We start from the raw sequence: 17,212 nt of genomic DNA, 5'->3' as shown, positions 1-17,212 counted from the left end.
GCCGACCTGTGACATCCCCTAAGGGAGCCCTGGGGGGCCGGCCCCAGGGGCGGGAGGAGAGGCGAGGAGAGGTAGGAGAGACCGGGAGAGGCTATTCGAGGAAGATCGATGTGCTGAAGCTCAGCAGCGGGGTGTCCTTCTTCGGCGCGTACAGCGCGATCAGATCCTTCTCCTCGCCCTGGTGCGTGCGCGTCACGATGAAGTCCGCCGACCGCGCCGCCTCCACGAGGTCCGTCGTGGGCGTGCCGGCCGCGCCCGGCAGTTTCGGGGCGGGCGGTAGCTCGACCGCTTTGAAGGCGTACGTGCCGCCCGGCTCACCCGGTCCGTCCGGGCCGCCCAGCAGCAGCTTGCCCTTCGCGGCCTTGCCGGGCTCGTGGGTGCGGGTGGCGTACACGAGGTCGTCGTAGCCGTCGCCGTTGGTGTCCGCCTTGGCCGTCGGGGCGTAGAGGACCGGGCCGCCGCCGGGGACGGGGGCCGTGGCGGCGCGGGGAGCGCCCGCGCGGCTGAACGGGCCGCGCAGATAGCTGACCTGGCCCGCGCTCGCGGAGACGGCGAGGTCCGGCTTGCCGTCGCCGTCGAAGTCGCCGCAGACCGGATGGTCGGGCCAGTCGTCGCCGTAGCGCGCCTTGGCGGGGATCTTCAGGACCACCGCCTTGCCCGTGATGCCGTCCGGGCCGCCGAAGAGGAGCTGGAGCGGGACGGGCGGGCGGCCGAGGCCGTCGTACGGCGGGTCCGTGCTGACGATCAGATCGGTGAAGCCGTCCCCGTCCAGGTCGCAGCTCGCCGCCGCGTCGAAGGCGGCCGGGAGGACACCGTCGGTGGCCGCGCCGTTGGCGGTGGGGCTCAGCGTCTGGCGTACGGCGGGGTCGACGCCGCGCGGGGAGTCGGCGCCGTACACGATGCCGATGCCCGCGTCGTCGCCCTGGATCGCGTCGGGGGCCTTGACCAGGTCGTTCAGTACGAGGTCGCGGTGGCCGTCGCCGTTGAAGTCGGCCGGTTCCGCGCTGCCGTCGCCGCGCGGGACGGGGCGCTTCGGTACGGAGGCGCGGCCGGCGAGGGGCGCGGTGTCGCCGTTCTTCGCCTCGCCGCCGCCGGCGGACTCTCCGTCGGAGCCGCTGCAACCCGTCAACAGCAGGGCCAGTGCCGTACAGAGGGCGGCGCCGGTCATCCTCGCTGTCGTCGCGGCGGTGCCGCCCGTACCGCCGGTGCCGCCCGTACCGCCGGGACGTATGCGCACGACCTCACCTTCCGTTTCGTCACATGGCATTCGCTGCATGGCATTCGCCGCACGGCGTTCGCCGCCGTTCGCTGCCACATGATGCTCCAGTTCGCGCGTCGCGGTAAGGAAACGGACCGATCGCGATCACGGGCCGAAAGTCCCAAGAAAGGAGAAAGGCCGGACCCGCCCCCGAGGCAGGTCCGGCCGCGCTCTTCTCCCGGGCGTCGTTACGTCGCGGGCTCCGGCTCCGGTTCGGCCGCCGGTTCCGGGGAGTCCTCCGGGTCGGCCGGCGTGCGCACCGAGTCGAGGAGCAACTGGGCCACGTCCACGACCTGGAGCGATTCCTTCGCCTTGCCGTCGTTCTTCTTGCCGTTGACCGAGTCGGTCAGCATCACGAGGCAGAACGGGCACGCCGTCGACACGATGTCCGGGTTGAGGGAGAGCGCCTCGTCCACCCGCTCGTTGTTGATGCGCTTGCCGATCCGCTCCTCCATCCACATCCGCGCGCCGCCCGCGCCGCAGCAGAAGCCGCGCTCCTTGTGGCGGTGCATCTCCTCGTTACGGAGGCCGGGCACCTTCGCGATGATCTCGCGCGGCGGCGTGTAGACCTTGTTGTGCCGGCCCAGATAGCAGGGGTCGTGGTAGGTGATCAGACCCTCGACCGGGGTCACCGGGATCAGCTTCTCCTCGTCGACGAGGTGCTGGAGCAGCTGGGTGTGGTGGATGACCTCGTACTCGCCGCCGAGCTGCGGGTATTCGTTGGCGATCGTGTTGAAGCAGTGCGGGCAGGTCGCGACGATCTTCTTCGAGGACTTCGGCTTACGGGTCGACTCGTCCTCGTCGTCCTCGCCGTACGCCATGTTCAGCATCGCCACGTTCTCCTGGCCGAGCTGCTGGAACAGCGGCTCGTTGCCCAGGCGGCGGGCCGAGTCGCCGGTGCACTTCTCGTCGCCGCCCATGATCGCGAACTTCACGCCCGCGATGTGCAGCAGTTCGGCGAACGCCTTCGTGGTCTTCTTGGCGCGGTCTTCGAGGGCGCCCGCGCAGCCGACCCAGTACAGATAGTCGACCTCGGAGAGGTCCTCGACGTCCTTGCCGACGACCGGTACCTCGAAGTCGACCTCCTTCGTCCACTCCAGGCGCTGCTTCTTCTGGAGTCCCCAGGGGTTGCCCTTCTTCTCCAGGTTCTTGAGCATCGTCCCGGCCTCGGAGGGGAACGAGCTCTCGATCATCACCTGGTAGCGGCGCATGTCGACGATGTGGTCGATGTGCTCGATGTCGACGGGGCACTGTTCGACGCAGGCGCCGCACGTGGTGCACGACCACAGCACGTCGGGGTCGATGACGCCGTTCTCCTCAAGCGTCCCGATCAGCGGGCGCTGCGCCTCGGCGAGGGCCGCCGCGGGCACGCCGGCCAGCTGTTCCTCCGTCGCCTTCTCCTCGCCCTCCATCGTCTTGCCGCCACCCGCCAGCAGATACGGCGCCTTGGCGTGCGCGTGGTCGCGCAGAGACATGATCAGGAGCTTCGGCGAGAGCGGCTTGCCGGTGTTCCAGGCGGGGCACTGCGACTGGCAGCGACCGCACTCCGTGCAGGTGGAGAAGTCGAGGATGCCCTTCCAGGAGAACTGCTCGACCTGTGAGACACCGAAGACGTCGTCGTCGCCCGGGTCCTCGAAGTCGATCTCCTTGCCGCCCGATGTCATCGGCAGGAGCGCGCCCAGCGCCGTACCGCCGTCGGACTTCCGCTTGAACCAGATGTTCGGGAAGGCGAGGAAGCGGTGCCAGGCGACGCCCATGGTGGTGTTGAGGCCGAGGGTGATGGCCCAGATCATCGTCACGCCGAGCTTGATCATGGCGGTCAGATAGACCAGGTTCTGGAGCGTGCCGAGGCTCAGTCCCTTGAAGGCGAGGACCAGCGGATACGAGACCCAGTACGCCGGGTCGTAGCTGTCGACGTGGTGCAGGGCGCCCTCAAGGCCGCGCAGGATCAGGATCGCGAGGCCGATGGTGAGGATCACGTACTCGACGAAGTACGCCTGCCAGGCCGTGGAGCCCGCGAAGCGGGACTTGCGGCCGGCCCGCGAGGGCAGGTTCAGCAGCCGGATCGCGATCAGTACGAGGATGCCGACGGTCGTCGCGAGGGCGATGAACTCGATGTAGATCTCGTACGGCAGGAAGGTGCCGATCCCGGGGATGATCCAGTCGGCCTGGAACAGCTGGCCGTACGCGTTGACGATCGTGAGCCCGAGCGTCAGGAAGCCGATCGCGACGAACCAGTGCGCGAAGCCGACGACGCCCCAGCGGTTCATCCGCGTATGGCCGAGGAATTCCTTGGCCAGGGTGAGCGTGCGCGCTCTGGGGTCGTCGGTGCGGCTGCCGGCCGGGACGGGCGAGCCGAGCTTCACGAACCGGTAGATCTCGGCGACGGCTCGGGCGATGAGCGCGACGCCGACCACGGTCAGCACCAGCGACACGATGATCGCGGCGAGTTGCATTGGGGGCTCCTCGGGCCTGCGAGGGTGGGAAGAACAGCACCGCCTCGGTAAGTACGGCGGTGGGTGCCGCAGTAAGTACTGAGAGGGTGCTACTAAGCGGTAACTTAATCGGTTTGTGCTGAGGGTACCCAGTTATCCCGCCGCACTGTAGCCGCGCGGCCGGTGATCTGTGTCGCTGAGGTGACCCTGAGCGGGGATCCGGGCCGCGGCGGCGCCAGTGGCGTACGGGGCCGACGCGGCGGCCGGTGTACGGGCGAGGATCGCCAGGTCGAGGCCGATCCAGTGGTGCTCCACGTAGTGCTGGTCGAGCAGCGCGGGCTCGTCCCACGGCCATGGCGAGCGGCGGCGCACCTGGGCGAGACCGGTGAGGCCGGGCCGTACGTGCTGCCGCCAGGGCGCCGCCGTCCTGGGGTCGCCGGGCGCCAGTGGGGCGGGGCCGACGAGGGACATCTCGCCCCGTACGACATGGGGCAGCCGGGACAGCAGATCGAGCCGGCGGCGGCGGGTGGCCAGTGAGCGGACGGTGAAGACGCGGCCGTCCAGGCCGACGCGGGGCTCGTGGGTGAAGGCGCCGCCGGGGTGGCGCGTGGACAGGGTGAGGGCGAGGGCGGCGGCGGCCAGCAGCGGCGCGGTGAGCATCAGTAGGAGGGTGCCGAGTGTCAGGTCCAGCAGCCGCTTGGGATCGAGGAGATGGTCGAGCAGGTGGTCGAAGGCGCCGGGGAGGGGCCGGCCGAGGGCGTCGTCGGCGGCGGGTCGGTCCATGCCCGGTCCCCGTGGGCCGGGGCCAGGGTGCGGAACCATGCGATACCCCCGACCGTTGTGTGTGACTGTGTGCGGCATCACGTCTTTTATGACGCGCGTGCCGGACGATCGTGACTCAGCGGGCGGGTGAAGTTCCGAAGGCGCGCGGACCTGCGGGAACCGCGTCCTTCCCAGGGTCGGCCCAGGAATCGGGCCGCACGATAGTTGAGTCTGATCGACTCAGCTCTGTTGACGCCTGAGGATCAGTCGTGCATCCTTGAGTCTGTTCCACTCAAGTCAGCTGGAGGAATCGAAATGGCACGTGCGGTCGGCATCGACCTGGGCACGACTAACTCCGTCGTCAGCGTTCTCGAAGGCGGCGAGCCCACCGTCATCACCAACGCCGAAGGCGCCAGGACCACGCCGTCCGTCGTCGCCTTCGCCAAGAACGGCGAGGTGCTCGTCGGAGAGGTCGCCAAGCGCCAGGCAGTCACGAACGTCGACAGGACCATCCGGTCGGTCAAGCGCCACATGGGCACCGACTGGAAGATCAACCTCGACGGCAAGGACTTCAACCCGCAGCAGATCTCCGCGTTCGTCCTTCAGAAGCTGAAGCGCGACGCCGAGTCCTACCTGGGTGAGAAGGTCGCGGACGCGGTCATCACCGTCCCGGCGTACTTCAACGACTCCGAGCGCCAGGCCACGAAGGAGGCCGGCGAGATCGCGGGCCTCAACGTCCTGCGTATCGTCAACGAGCCGACGGCCGCCGCGCTGGCGTACGGGCTCGACAAGGACGACCAGACGATCCTCGTCTTCGACCTCGGCGGCGGCACCTTCGACGTGTCGCTCCTGGAGATCGGTGACGGCGTCGTCGAGGTGAAGGCCACCAACGGTGACAACCACCTCGGTGGTGACGACTGGGACCAGCGTGTCGTCGACTACCTGGTGAAGCAGTTCGCCAACGGTCACGGCGTGGACCTGGCCAAGGACAAGATGGCTCTCCAGCGTCTCCGCGAGGCCGCGGAGAAGGCGAAGATCGAGCTGTCGTCCTCCACCGAGACCACGATCAACCTGCCGTACATCACGGCGTCGGCAGAGGGCCCGCTGCACCTGGACGAGAAGCTCACGCGCTCGCAGTTCCAGCAGCTGACGGCCGACCTGCTGGAGCGCTGCAAGACCCCGTTCCACAACGTCATCAAGGACGCCGGCATCGCGCTGTCCGAGATCGACCACGTGGTCCTGGTCGGCGGCTCCACGCGTATGCCCGCCGTCGCGGAGATCGTCAAGGAGCTGACCGGCGGCCGGGACGCCAACAAGGGCGTCAACCCGGACGAGGTCGTGGCCATCGGTGCCGCGCTCCAGGCCGGTGTCCTCAAGGGCGAGGTCAAGGACGTCCTGCTGCTCGACGTCACCCCGCTGTCTCTTGGTATCGAGACCAAGGGCGGCATCATGACCAAGCTCATCGAGCGCAACACCACGATCCCGACGAAGCGCTCCGAGATCTTCACCACGGCCGAGGACAACCAGCCGTCGGTCCAGATCCAGGTCTACCAGGGCGAGCGCGAGATCGCGGCGTACAACAAGAAGCTCGGCATGTTCGAGCTGACCGGTCTGCCGCCCGCCCCGCGCGGTGTGCCGCAGATCGAGGTCGCCTTCGACATCGACGCCAACGGCATCATGCACGTGGCCGCGAAGGACCTCGGCACCGGCAAGGAGCAGAAGATGACCGTCACCGGTGGCTCCTCGCTGCCGAAGGACGAGGTCAACCGGATGCGTGAAGAGGCCGAGCAGTACGCGGACGAGGACCACCGCCGTCGTGAGGCCGCCGAGACCCGCAACCAGGCCGAACAGCTCGTCTACCAGACGGAGAAGTTCCTCAAGGACAACGAGGACAAGGTCCCCGGTGACGTGAAGGAAGAGGTCGAGACCTCCATCGGCGAGCTGAAGGAGAAGCTCAAGGGTGAGGACACGGCCGAGATCCGTACGGCCACCGAGAAGGTCGCGGCCGTCTCGCAGAAGCTCGGCCAGGCCATGTACGCCAACGCCCAGGCCGAAGGCGGCGCCGACGCGCCCGGCACGGAGCAGGCCGGTCCCGCCGGCGGCACCGACGGCGCGGACGACGTCGTGGACGCCGAGATCGTCGACGACGAGAAGCCCAAGAAGGACGGTGCCGCGTGACGGAGGAGACTCCGGGCTTCGAAGAGGAGCCCGACGTCCCTTCCGGCGCCACCCCCGAAGACGCCGCGTCGAAGGGCGCCGAGCCGGACTCCGCCAAGGAGTCCGGCCCGGCGGCCCCGGCCGGGGACGTACAGCAGAACGACACACAGACCGCGCTGATCGCACAGCTGGACCAGGTCCGTACGGCGCTCGGTGAGCGCACGGCAGACCTCCAGCGGCTTCAGGCCGAGTACCAGAACTACCGCCGCCGGGTCGAGCGGGACCGCGTCACGGTCAAGGAGATCGCCATCGCGAGCCTCCTGACCGAGCTGCTGCCCGTGCTCGACGACATCGGGCGCGCCCGGGAACACGCCGAGCTGGTGGGCGGGTTCAAGTCGGTGGCGGAATCGCTGGAGACGGTGGCCGCGAAGATGGGCCTCCAGCAGTTCGGCAAGGAGGGCGAGCCCTTCGACCCGACGATCCACGAGGCCCTGATGCACAGCTACGCACCGGATGTCACCGAGGACACGTGCGTCGCGATCCTCCAGCCTGGGTACCGGTTCGGCGAGCGGACCATCAGGCCCGCGCGCGTCGCCGTGGCGGAGCCCCAGCCGGGGGCCACGCCCGGGGAGAAGGCGTCGAACGCCGACGAGCCGGACACGGACGAGGAGAGCGGTGGCCCGGACGAGGGCTGACGCGCCGGCGAGCGGTACGGCGGTACGGACGGGCAGTACGCATGACGGGCAGTGAGGAGGGACGTCGGGAATGAGTACCAAGGACTTCGTGGAGAAGGACTACTACAAGGTTCTCGGCGTCCCCAAGGACGCCACCGAGGCCGAGATCAAGAAGGCGTACCGGAAGCTCGCACGCGAGTTCCACCCGGACGCCAACAAGGGTGACGTCAAGGCCGAGGAGCGCTTCAAGGAGATCTCCGAGGCCAACGACGTACTCGGCGACCCCAAGCGGCGCAAGGAGTACGACGAGGCGCGCTCGCTCTTCGGCAACGGGGGCGGCTTCCGGGCCGGTCCCGGCGCCGGCGGCGGCGGGTCCTTCAACTTCGACCTGGGCGACCTCTTCGGAGGCGGCCCCCAGGGCGGCGGTACGCAGGGCGGCCAGGGCGGCGCCGGCGGCTTCGGCGGCGGGCTCGGGGACGTGTTCGGCGGCCTCTTCAACAGAGGCGGCCCCGGTACGGGCACGCGTACGCAGCCGCGCCGCGGCCAGGACATCGAGTCCGAGGTGACGCTCAGCTTCACCGAGGCGGTCGACGGGGCCACGGTCCCGCTGCGGATGTCCAGCCAGGCGCCCTGCAAGGCGTGTTCGGGCACCGGCGACAAGAACGGCTCGCCGCGGGTCTGCCCGACCTGCGTCGGCACCGGACAGGTGTCGCGCGGCACGGGCGGCGGCTTCTCGCTGACCGACCCGTGCGTGGACTGCAAGGGCCGTGGGCTCATCGCCCAGGACCCCTGCGACGTCTGCAAGGGCAGCGGCCGTGCCAGGTCCTCGCGGACCATGCAGGTGCGTATCCCGGCGGGCGTCAGCGACGGCCAGCGGATCCGGCTGCGCGGCAAGGGTGCCCCGGGCGAGCGCGGCGGTCCGGCGGGCGATCTGTACGTGGTGGTCCACGTCGGCTCGCACCCGGTCTTCGGCCGCAAGGACGACAACCTCACCGTCACCGTGCCGGTCACCTTCGTGGAGGCGGCGCTCGGCGGCGAGGTCAAGGTCCCGACGCTGGGCGGTCCTTCCGTCACCCTGAAACTGCCCGCGGGCACGCCCAACGGCCGTACGATGCGCGCCCGGGGAAAGGGCGCAGTCCGTAAGGACGGCAGTCGTGGCGACCTCCTGGTGACCGTCGAGGTGGTCGTCCCCAAGGATCTCGGCGCCGAGGCTCGTGACGCGCTGGAGAGTTACCGGAAGGCCACCGCGGGGGAGAACCCGCGGGACGAGCTGTTCCAGGCAGCGAAGGGAGCGTGACTCCAATGGACGGGGTCGGGCGGCGTCGACCGCACTCATCGTTCAACCGGGCGTTCGAGCTGACCGAAGAGTCGCCGGTGTACGTCATCTCGGTGGCGGCCCAACTGTCCGGTCTGCATCCGCAGACCCTGCGTCAGTACGACCGGCTGGGCCTGGTCTCGCCGGACCGTACGGCGGGCCGCGGCAGGCGTTACTCGGCGCGCGACATCGAACTGCTCCGCCAGGTGCAGCAGTTGTCGCAGGACGAGGGCATCAACCTGGCCGGCATCAAGCGCATCATCGAGCTGGAGAACCAGGTCGCGGCGCTCCAGGCACGCGTGGCCGAACTCGGCGCGGCGGTGGACGGCGCGGCGGCGGCGATGCGCCAGCGCGAGGCCCAGGTCCACGCGTCGTACCGGCGTGACCTGGTGCCGTACCAGGACGTTCAGCAGACGAGCGCGCTGGTGGTGTGGCGGCCGAAGCCGAAGCTGTCGTCGGACTAGTCGCGCCGCCGCGGGAGCGACTTCCGCAGCGGGCCGGGAGCCCGTCGCCCCTTGGTGATTCCAGGGGCGGCGGGCTCTTGTGCTGTTCCGGAACCGACCCTTCATCGCTACCTTTCGTCATTGAACGATCACTCTTAGTGCATGATTTTGTCATCTTGTGCCCGGATTTAGCACCCTCCGCTTTGTGCAGTGCAGCAAGATGACGGTGGTGCGTGAGTTGCCCCCGGGAGAGTCTGAACGCGGCAGGTGGGTCATCCGAAGTCGCCGGGAAATGTCGGTGAACTCCGGTTGATTTCAGCTGCCTTGGTGATACGCGCCAGTTCATTCCGGAATCGGCGCAACAGGCTCTGAGAGGGAATCCCATGGAATGGAAGAAGAAGGCCGCGTCCGTGTTCTCGGTCGTGGCGATGGCCGGCGCCGGGATGCTGGCCGCGGCGCCTCCGGCCGCGGCGGCGCCCGGGGACTGCCCGGCGGCGAGACTCTGTATCTACGACGGCGTCAACTTCAGTGGCGACCGGATCATCAGCGCCAGCACCAACGCCTGTTTCAGCCCCTGGGACACCTTCGTGTTCGGTGACATCCGCTCGTACGCCAACAACGGGTCCGTCACCGCCAGGGTCTTCAACGGGTCCGGCACCCTGATCCGCACGATGCCCGCCGGTGGCTTCAGCAGCGACATCGGCACGCCCCTCGGTGGCGGGCCGTCCGACAGCGTCTGCCTGGGGAACGCGCGCCCCTGAGCTTCCCGCCCGTGAACCGCACGTGAACCGCCCATGAATCGCCAGTGAAACGCCCGTGAGCCGCTCGTGAACCAACAGCAGCGGCGACGCCGCGTCCCGTCTCCGGGGCGCGGCGTCCGCCTTTTCCGACGCGCCGCGATCTCCCTGCCCGCCGGGGCCCTCAGCGGATTGCCGAGGGGCTGCCCGTTTCCGGTTCGACCAGGCCGGAGTGGACGAGCAGGGCGCCGAGGTGGGTGCGGCTGGAGGCGTTCAGGGCGGTCATCAGTTTGGCTATGTGGGAGCGGCAGGTGCGGACGCTGATGCCCATGCGGCGGGCCACCGCCTCGTCGGAGGTGCCCTCCACGAGGAGGCGGGCGATGCTCTGCTGGACCGGAGTGACCTGGGCGCGGGGTGACCTGGGCGCGGGCAGCTGTTCCGTGAGCGGGGTGCCGTGGGCCCACAGCACGTCGTAGACCTGGATGAGATACGTGACCAGGGCCGGGTGCCGGATCTCCAGGGCGGTCGTGCGTTCGGCGTCGGCCGGGATGAGCGCCATCTCGCGGTCGATGATGATCAGGCGCTCGACGGTCTGCTCGACGGTGCGCACCTCCAGCCGGTCGGCCGGCACCCGTGTCATGTACTCCTTGAGGTGCGGGCTGTAGCGCGCCGGGTGCTGGTAGATGTGGCGCAGCCGGGCGCCTCGCCCGATGGCCGCCAGTGAGTTGTCCAGCCCCTGCTCCATCGCCTCCCTGGTGCGGTTGCCGCCGGGCTGTGCCGTCAGGATCTCCGACGTGGCGGCGGCCGACGCCTCGCTCAGGACGGAGCTGATGAGCGGCATTCCCTCAAGGACGGTGATGGCGAGGTTGGGGTCGGCGCTCGGCACGGCCATCAGAGGTGCCAGGGAGTCGGCGAGGACGGCGGTGAGCCGTACGCGTTCCTGGATCTCCCGGGTGATGGGCAGCAGCAGATGCGCCAGGGCGGCCGACGGGGGCACGGGCCGCAGCCGGTCGGCGTCCCGGGGGTCCGGGTACAGCAGCGCCATGTCCAGCAGGCAGGGGGCGGCGGCCGACGTGGCGCGGTCGATGCCGTCGTTGCGCAGGGCCTCGGTGTAGAGCCGTACCGCCTCGTCGCACAGTTCCCGATCGCCGTGTGGATGCGTCAACTTCGTCTGCGCTCCTGTTCAGCGTGGGTCCGTGGGACGGGGTGTCTCGGCGTCCAGCAGGCCGGACCGGACGAGCAGGGCGCCGAGGTGGGTGCGGCTGGAGGCGTTCAGGGCGGTCATCAGTTTGGCTATGTGGGAGCGGCAGGTGCGGACGCTGATGCCCATGCGGCGGGCCACCGCCTCGTCGGAGGTCCCCTCCACGAGAAGCCGCGCGATGCCGCGCTGGACGGATGTGACGGAGGCGTCTGGGGAGACGGCGGGCGGGCGCTCGGTCATGGGGGTGGCCTGGGACCACAGCACCTCGTAGACCTGGACGAGATAGGTGATCAGGGCCGGGTGCCGGATCTCCAGGGCGGTGTGGCGGTTGGCGCTGGCGGGGATGAAGGCCACGGCGCGGTCGACGATGATCAGGCGCTCGACCGTCTGCTCGACCGTGCGTACCTCCAGCCGGTCGGCGGGTACGTGCTCCAGGTACTCCTTGACGTGCGGGCTGTAGCGCGCCGGGTGTTGGTACAAGTGCCGTAATCGGGCGCCCCGTTCGATGGCGGCCAGGGAACGGGACAGCCCCGCCATCATGAGTTTGCGCTCCCGGCTGAAGCCCGGCTGGACCGTCAGGATCTCCCGCGTCGCCGTACGGGCGGCCTCGCCGACCCTCGCGTCGATCAGCACATGCCCGTCGAGCATGGTGATGGAGAGGTTGGGGTCCTCGGCGACGACGGCGCTCAGCGGCGCGAGTGAGTTGGCCAGGGAGGCGCTGAGCCGTACGCGTTCGTGGATCTCGCGCGTGATGGGCTGGAGCAGGTGCGCCAGGGCCGCGGACGGCGGCACCGGGCACATCCACGCCTCGTCCTGGGGGTCGGGGTGCAGCAGCGCCATGTCGACGAGGCAGGGCGCCGGCGTCAGCTCGGCGCGGGTGATCCGTCCTCTGCGAAGCGCCTCGGTGTAGAGACCGATCGCCGTCTCGCACAGCTCCCGGTCACCGTGTGGGTGGTGCTTCTGGTTCTCCATGGTTTCGCCTACTTTGGCACCCCCCGTTTTGTGCAGTGCAGCAAGATGACGGTGGTGAAATCCTAGTCGGTGGAGGAGTGTTGCTGGTGGTTGGGAGCGGCCAACTCCCTGATCACATCCCGACCGTGGCCGTGTCACCCCCCGATGCGGTCACGGTCTCCCTCCCTCGCAAGGCTCAGTGGTCGTGGTCCAGAATGCCCGACTGGGCGATGAGATAGCCGAGTTGGGCCCGGCTGCCGCTGCCGAGCGTGGTGCTCAGCTTGGCGATGTGCGCCCGGCAGGTGCGCACGTTCATGCCCAGTCGGCGCGCGATGGCCTCGTCGACGTGACCGTCGATGAGGAGTTTGGCGATGGAGCGCTGGATGCTGGTGATGCCGTCGATCTCCGGTGCGTACGACAGCTGTTCGTCCCAGGGCGTGGCATGAAGCCAGAACTGCTCGAAGACGCCGACGAGATACTGCACGAGCCCTTCGTGGCGCAGCTCCAGGGCGATCCGGCGATCGCTGCGGGCGGGCACGAACGCCACCTTGCGGTCCACGATGATCAGGCGCTCGATGATCTCCTCGAGCGTGCGCACCTCCACCCCTTGCGGCGCGACCCGTTCCACGTAGGCGAGCGTGGCGGGGTGGTGCCGGGCCGTGTGCTGGTACAGCGTCCGCATCTTCACCCCGTTGTCGATCAACGGGCTGACCCTGCGCAGGGCTTCCTCCTGGGCGGTCGGCCCCCGTCCGCTGCCCGGCTGGACCGTGAGCAACTCCTCGGTGCACTCCGCGGTGACCCGGTCCAGGGTGGAGTTGATGAGACTCAGCCCTTCGAGCACGGTGATCGCGTGCGTGGCTGACGGGTCCATGGCCGTGAGCGTCATGAACGGCTCGAAGGTCTCCGCCAGCGACATGGCGAGCTGCCGCCGCTCCTGGATCTCACGCTCAAGAGGGTGCGTGAGCTGGTTGAGGGCGATCGTCGGGGACACGGGACGGAGCCACTGGGCGTCGTCCGGGTCCGGGCGCAGCAGTGCGAGAGCCAGCAGGCACGGTGCGCCCTCCACCTCGGACCGGGACAGCCGGCCGGATCGCAGAGCTGCTGCGTAGAGGTTTTTGCCCGCTTCGCATAGTTCGCCAGGCCCATGCTTATGTCCGTCAACTTCATGACTTGACCGCATTTGCCACCCCCTCAGGGTCCTGAATTACAGGAACATGATGCCCGTGCTTGCTGGTGGAAGCGTTCAGCGTGGGCCATCGTCTTAGTCGCGGGGGGAGGGATAGTGATCAGAATGGGGTGGAGATCGTCCATGAAGAGGATGGCTCGCGCGTTTTGCGTACTTGCTTTTGCGATGGCCGTGACGGGTTCGCTCGTCGCGGGTAGCGTCCACTCGTCGGACAGCGCTTCTGTGTCCGCGGTGCAGGCTCTGCCGGGCGATCCCTCTTGGGAGAGCGCTCCGGTGGACTTGGGCGCATGACTGTCCCGCCGGACGACAGGGTCTTTCGGCGTGAGATGGCCTCGGCCTACCGGTCCGGATGGCACTTCATCGATCTCGTCACGGCGATCCCACACCGTGGTGACTCGCTGATGGTCACCCTGTTCGGTGAGCCCGTGGTCGTCGTCCGCGAGGAGGACGAGGACGTCCGTGCGTACCGGTGTCTGAGGAAGCCCAGGGGGGCGCCGCAGCCCGTACGCTGCGCGATTCGGTACGACATGATTTTCGTCAATCTCGACCAGCGTGACCACCAGCTGGTTGAACCACAAACCATTTCCGCCACCCCCCGCAGTGCCTGAGCGATTCCCCCGTCGTAGTAGATCGCTCCGGCACTTCCCCCACACAGCGGCGCCATCGTGGACCTGAAACGCGATGGCGCCGCTGTGCTGCCCGCGTGGCGCCGCGCGCAGCCGCCCTTGTGCGGGCCGGCGGCCGTGCCGCCGTACGCCGCGGGTCATCCTCTGCCGAGCGCGCGGTCGACGGCGATCTCGATGACGATCCGGTCCGGGTTGGGTCCCGGCTCGCGCTCGTAGCGGGCCGCGTAACGGCCTACGGCGTCCGCCACCCTGTCGGCCTCCGTCCGCACCGTCGCGAGGCCCTCAAGGGTCGCCCAGCGCCTTCGGTGGACCTGGCAGACCGCGACCCGCGCGCCGCCGGGGCCCGCGGCCAGGATGTTGGCGGCCTTCCTGGAGTGCTTGCCGGTGATGACACGTGCCAGCCGGGTCTCCGGCTCGTACGTCACACCCACCGGCACCACGTGGGGCGTACCGTCCGGCCGGAGTGTGGTCAGGGTGCACAGATGCCGCTCCCGCCAGAAGGCGAGATAGTCGGCGTCGGGATCGCGTACGTCTTGGGCCATGCCGGAAGAATAGGCGCGTAATGGCCTCGAAGGTGTGGTGCGGCGGGAGTTGGTCCCCGCGGCCGGGTGCGCCTCCTCCGGGCGTGGGTCATGCTTGCAGTCGTGCTTGAGTGGAATAGACTCAACTTTGCGTACGTCTGGTGAGTCAGGTTCTTACGGGGACGGACCCCGCGCCAAGGAGGAGAGACCGCACGTGGACGCCGAGCTGACGAACAAGAGCAAGGCCGCGCTCAACGCGGCCACCGACCGCGCGGTGTCGGCGGGCCACGCCGACCTGACCCCCGCGCATCTGCTCCTCGCGCTGCTTGAGGGCGAGGACAACGAGAACGTCACCGACCTGCTCGTCGCGGTCGACGCCGACCAGGCCGAGGTACGGTCCGGGGCGGACCGGCTGCTGGCCGCGCTGCCCAGCGTCCGGGGCACCACCGTCGCGCCCCCGGGGCCCGACCGCGCGCTGCTCGCCGTCATCGCCGACGGTGCCAAGCGGGCGAAGAAGCTGGGCGACGAATATCTCTCCACCGAGCACCTGCTCATCGGGATCGCCGCCGAGGGCGGCAAGGCCGGCGAGGTGCTGGACCGGCAGGGGGCCGGCGCGAAGAAGCTGCAAGCCGCGTTCGAGAAGGCAAGGGGAGGACGCCGGGTGACCACACCCGATCCGGAGGGCCAGTACAAGGCCCTGGAGAAGTTCGGCACGGACTTCACCGCCGCCGCGCGCGAGGGCAGACTCGACCCGGTCATCGGCCGGGACCAGGAGATCCGCCGTGTGGTGCAGGTGCTGTCGCGCCGTACGAAGAACAACCCCGTACTGATCGGCGAGCCCGGCGTCGGGAAGACCGCCGTCGTAGAAGGACTCGCGCAGCGCATCGTCAAGGGCGACGTGCCCGAGTCCCTGAAGAACAAGAAGCTGGTCTCCCTCGACCTCGGCGCGATGGTCGCGGGCGCCAAGTACCGGGGCGAGTTCGAGGAGCGGCTGAAGACCGTCCTGTCCGAGATCAAGGACAGCGACGGGCAGATCATCACCTTCATCGACGAGCTGCACACCGTCGTGGGCGCGGGCGCCGGCGGCGACTCCGCCATGGACGCGGGCAACATGCTCAAGCCCATGCTGGCGCGCGGCGAGCTGCGCATGGTCGGCGCGACGACCCTGGACGAGTACCGCGAGCGCATCGAGAAGGACGCCGCGCTGGAACGGCGCTTCCAGCAGGTGCTGGTCGCCGAGCCGAACGTCGAGGACACGATCGCGATCCTGCGCGGCCTCAAGGGCCGGTACGAGGCGCACCACAAGGTGCAGATCGCCGACGCCGCGCTGGTGGCCGCCGCCGCGCTCTCCGACCGCTACATCACCTCGCGCTTCCTGCCCGACAAGGCCATCGACCTCGTCGACGAGGCCGCGTCCCGCCTCCGTATGGAGATCGACTCCTCGCCCGTCGAGATCGACGAACTCCAGCGGACGGTCGACCGCCTCCGTATGGAGGAGCTGGCGCTGAAGAACGAGTCGGACCCCGCGTCCAAGCAGCGGCTGGAGAAGCTGCGCCGCGACCTCGCCGACCGCGAGGAGGAGCTGCGCGGGCTCGACGCGCGCTGGCAGAAGGAGAAGCAGGGCCTCAACCGTGTCGGTGAGCTGAAGGAGAAGCTGGACGAGCTGCGCGGGCAGGCGGAGCGCGCGCGGCGCGACCAGGACCTCGACACCGCGTCCAAGCTGCTGTACGGCGAGATCCCCGCCGTGGAACAGGAGTTGGCGGAGGCGGACGAGGCGGAGCAGGAAGCCGCCAAGGACACCATGGTCAAGGACGAGGTGGGCGAGGACGACATCGCCGATGTCGTCGGGTCGTGGACCGGGATCCCGGCCGGGCGGCTGCTGGAGGGCGAGACCAGCAAGCTCCTCCGTATGGAGGCGGAGCTGGGCCGCCGGCTGATCGGGCAGACGGAGGCGGTCGAGGCGGTCTCGGACGCGGTACGGCGCACCCGCGCGGGCATCGCCGACCCGGACCGGCCCACCGGCTCGTTCCTCTTCCTCGGGCCGACCGGTGTCGGCAAGACCGAACTGGCCAAGGCGCTGGCCGACTTCCTCTTCGACGACGAGCGGGCCATGGTCCGTATCGACATGAGCGAGTACGGCGAGAAGCACTCCGTCGCGCGCCTCGTCGGGGCGCCCCCCGGCTATGTCGGCTACGAGGAGGGCGGCCAGCTCACCGAGGCCGTCCGCCGCAGGCCGTACAGCGTGGTGCTGCTGGACGAGGTGGAGAAGGCGCACCCCGAGGTCTTCGACATCCTGCTCCAGGTCCTGGACGACGGCCGGCTCACCGACGGGCAGGGGCGGACGGTGGACTTCCGCAACACCATCCTGATCCTCACGTCGAACCTCGGCAGTCAGTACCTGGTCGACCCGCTGCCCTCGGCGGAGACGAAGAAGCAGCAGGTCCTGGAGGCCGTACGGGCCGCGTTCAAGCCGGAGTTCCTGAACCGGCTGGACGATCTCGTGGTCTTCTCGGCCCTCTCCAAGGAGGAGCTGGCCAAGATCGCCGACCTCCAGATCGCCTTCCTGGCCAAGCGCCTGGCGGACCGCCGTCTCACGCTCGACATCACGCCGGAGGCGCTGGCCTGGCTCGCCGACAAGGGCAACGACCCGGCGTACGGCGCCCGGCCGCTGCGCCGGCTGATCCAGACGGCGATCGGCGACCGACTGGCGAAGGAGATCCTCGCCGGTGAGGTCGTCGACGGCGACACGGTGCGGGTGGACCGCGCGGGGGACCAGCTGATCGTGGGGCGGGCGACGGGCGGGGTGGAGACTCCGTCGGAGGCCGGCCCGGGGGCGCCTTCTTTGGAGAAGACGCCGTAGGGGATCCGGGGGCGTCTTCTTGGGAGAGGACGCCGTAGGGGATCCGGGGGCGCGCCTTCTTGGGAGAGGACGCCAAAGCGGACCCG

General features: G+C 69.2%; 14 protein-coding genes. 7 read left to right on the top strand and 7 right to left on the bottom strand.

Translation table 11 applies throughout. From position 1 onward, the window contains the following. Window positions 1-91 precede the first annotated feature (91 nt). From ACFYNU_RS10205 to ACFYNU_RS10195, 3 genes are all read right to left on the bottom strand, one after another. The gene (locus ACFYNU_RS10205) at window positions 92-1,168 is read right to left on the bottom strand and encodes a VCBS repeat-containing protein (RefSeq protein WP_356587860.1); all 1,077 of its coding nucleotides are present in this window, start codon (window positions 1,166-1,168) and stop codon (window positions 92-94) included. 278 nt (window positions 1,169-1,446) lie between these two features. Continuing rightward, window positions 1,447-3,714, bottom strand: coding sequence for a (Fe-S)-binding protein (locus ACFYNU_RS10200; RefSeq protein WP_356587493.1), 2,268 nt, complete (start codon window positions 3,712-3,714; stop codon window positions 1,447-1,449). Between the two features lie 132 nt (window positions 3,715-3,846). Further along, on the bottom strand, window positions 3,847-4,476 hold the full coding sequence (locus ACFYNU_RS10195) for a sugar transferase (protein WP_356587491.1): 630 nt from the start codon (window positions 4,474-4,476) through the stop codon (window positions 3,847-3,849). Window positions 4,477-4,770: 294 nt separating this feature from the next. Between ACFYNU_RS10195 and dnaK the strand changes: the two genes are divergently transcribed. From dnaK to ACFYNU_RS10170, 5 genes are all read left to right on the top strand, one after another. After that, entirely contained in the window at window positions 4,771-6,633 is a 1,863-nt protein-coding gene (gene dnaK, locus ACFYNU_RS10190) for a molecular chaperone DnaK (protein ID WP_356587489.1), read from the top strand. Beyond that, window positions 6,630-7,307, top strand: coding sequence for a nucleotide exchange factor GrpE (gene grpE, locus ACFYNU_RS10185; protein WP_356587487.1), 678 nt, complete (start codon window positions 6,630-6,632; stop codon window positions 7,305-7,307). The genes dnaK and grpE overlap by 4 nt, the downstream gene beginning before the upstream one ends. A gap of 70 nt (window positions 7,308-7,377) precedes the next feature. After that, window positions 7,378-8,583 (top strand): molecular chaperone DnaJ, encoded by a 1,206-nt coding sequence (dnaJ, locus tag ACFYNU_RS10180; RefSeq protein WP_356587485.1) that lies wholly within the window; start codon window positions 7,378-7,380, stop codon window positions 8,581-8,583. Window positions 8,584-8,588: 5 nt separating this feature from the next. Next, window positions 8,589-9,065 (top strand): heat shock protein transcriptional repressor HspR, encoded by a 477-nt coding sequence (locus ACFYNU_RS10175; protein WP_356587483.1) that lies wholly within the window; start codon window positions 8,589-8,591, stop codon window positions 9,063-9,065. A 362-nt stretch (window positions 9,066-9,427) separates the two neighbouring features. Further along, window positions 9,428-9,805, top strand: coding sequence for a peptidase inhibitor family I36 protein (locus tag ACFYNU_RS10170; RefSeq protein WP_356587481.1), 378 nt, complete (start codon window positions 9,428-9,430; stop codon window positions 9,803-9,805). 160 nt (window positions 9,806-9,965) lie between these two features. Here the strand turns inward: ACFYNU_RS10170 and ACFYNU_RS10165 are convergent, their stop codons facing one another. From ACFYNU_RS10165 to ACFYNU_RS10155, 3 genes are all read right to left on the bottom strand, one after another. Continuing rightward, the gene (locus tag ACFYNU_RS10165) at window positions 9,966-10,946 is read right to left on the bottom strand and encodes a LuxR C-terminal-related transcriptional regulator (RefSeq protein WP_356587479.1); all 981 of its coding nucleotides are present in this window, start codon (window positions 10,944-10,946) and stop codon (window positions 9,966-9,968) included. 18 nt (window positions 10,947-10,964) lie between these two features. Beyond that, complete coding sequence (locus ACFYNU_RS10160; protein ID WP_356587477.1) at window positions 10,965-11,954, bottom strand: LuxR C-terminal-related transcriptional regulator; 990 nt, start codon at window positions 11,952-11,954, stop codon at window positions 10,965-10,967. Between the two features lie 175 nt (window positions 11,955-12,129). Next, window positions 12,130-13,113, bottom strand: coding sequence for a helix-turn-helix transcriptional regulator (locus ACFYNU_RS10155; RefSeq protein ID WP_356587475.1), 984 nt, complete (start codon window positions 13,111-13,113; stop codon window positions 12,130-12,132). Window positions 13,114-13,406: 293 nt separating this feature from the next. Here ACFYNU_RS10155 and ACFYNU_RS10150 point away from each other — a divergent pair, with 293 nt between their 5' ends. Further along, window positions 13,407-13,727, top strand: coding sequence for a hypothetical protein (locus tag ACFYNU_RS10150; RefSeq protein WP_023539836.1), 321 nt, complete (start codon window positions 13,407-13,409; stop codon window positions 13,725-13,727). 155 nt (window positions 13,728-13,882) lie between these two features. Here the strand turns inward: ACFYNU_RS10150 and ACFYNU_RS10145 are convergent, their stop codons facing one another. Then, entirely contained in the window at window positions 13,883-14,287 is a 405-nt protein-coding gene (locus ACFYNU_RS10145; protein ID WP_356587472.1) for a TIGR03618 family F420-dependent PPOX class oxidoreductase, read from the bottom strand. Between the two features lie 193 nt (window positions 14,288-14,480). Here ACFYNU_RS10145 and clpB point away from each other — a divergent pair, with 193 nt between their 5' ends. Further along, window positions 14,481-17,126, top strand: coding sequence for an ATP-dependent chaperone ClpB (gene clpB, locus ACFYNU_RS10140; protein ID WP_356587470.1), 2,646 nt, complete (start codon window positions 14,481-14,483; stop codon window positions 17,124-17,126). Window positions 17,127-17,212: the final 86 nt, after the last annotated feature.

The organism is Streptomyces sp. NPDC006643, from assembly GCF_042870175.1.
Classification (GTDB): domain Bacteria; phylum Actinomycetota; class Actinomycetes; order Streptomycetales; family Streptomycetaceae; genus Streptomyces.
This window is presented reverse-complemented; position numbering and strand designations above follow the sequence as displayed.

Excerpts from the sequence above, each read along its gene's own strand:
- ACFYNU_RS10205 (WP_356587860.1), bottom strand. The coding sequence starts at position 1,168 with ATGACCGGCGCCGCCCTCTGTACGGCACTGGCCCTGCTGTTGACGGGT.
- ACFYNU_RS10160 (WP_356587477.1), bottom strand. The coding sequence starts at position 11,954 with ATGGAGAACCAGAAGCACCACCCACACGGTGACCGGGAGCTGTGCGAG.
- dnaK (WP_356587489.1), top strand. The coding sequence starts at position 4,771 with ATGGCACGTGCGGTCGGCATCGACCTGGGCACGACTAACTCCGTCGTC.
- ACFYNU_RS10155 (WP_356587475.1), bottom strand. The coding sequence starts at position 13,113 with ATGCGGTCAAGTCATGAAGTTGACGGACATAAGCATGGGCCTGGCGAA.
- ACFYNU_RS10170 (WP_356587481.1), top strand. The coding sequence starts at position 9,428 with ATGGAATGGAAGAAGAAGGCCGCGTCCGTGTTCTCGGTCGTGGCGATG.
- ACFYNU_RS10145 (WP_356587472.1), bottom strand. The coding sequence starts at position 14,287 with ATGGCCCAAGACGTACGCGATCCCGACGCCGACTATCTCGCCTTCTGG.
- ACFYNU_RS10195 (WP_356587491.1), bottom strand. The coding sequence starts at position 4,476 with ATGGACCGACCCGCCGCCGACGACGCCCTCGGCCGGCCCCTCCCCGGC.
- ACFYNU_RS10150 (WP_023539836.1), top strand. The coding sequence starts at position 13,407 with ATGACTGTCCCGCCGGACGACAGGGTCTTTCGGCGTGAGATGGCCTCG.
- dnaJ (WP_356587485.1), top strand. The coding sequence starts at position 7,378 with ATGAGTACCAAGGACTTCGTGGAGAAGGACTACTACAAGGTTCTCGGC.
- ACFYNU_RS10200 (WP_356587493.1), bottom strand. The coding sequence starts at position 3,714 with ATGCAACTCGCCGCGATCATCGTGTCGCTGGTGCTGACCGTGGTCGGC.
- ACFYNU_RS10175 (WP_356587483.1), top strand. The coding sequence starts at position 8,589 with ATGGACGGGGTCGGGCGGCGTCGACCGCACTCATCGTTCAACCGGGCG.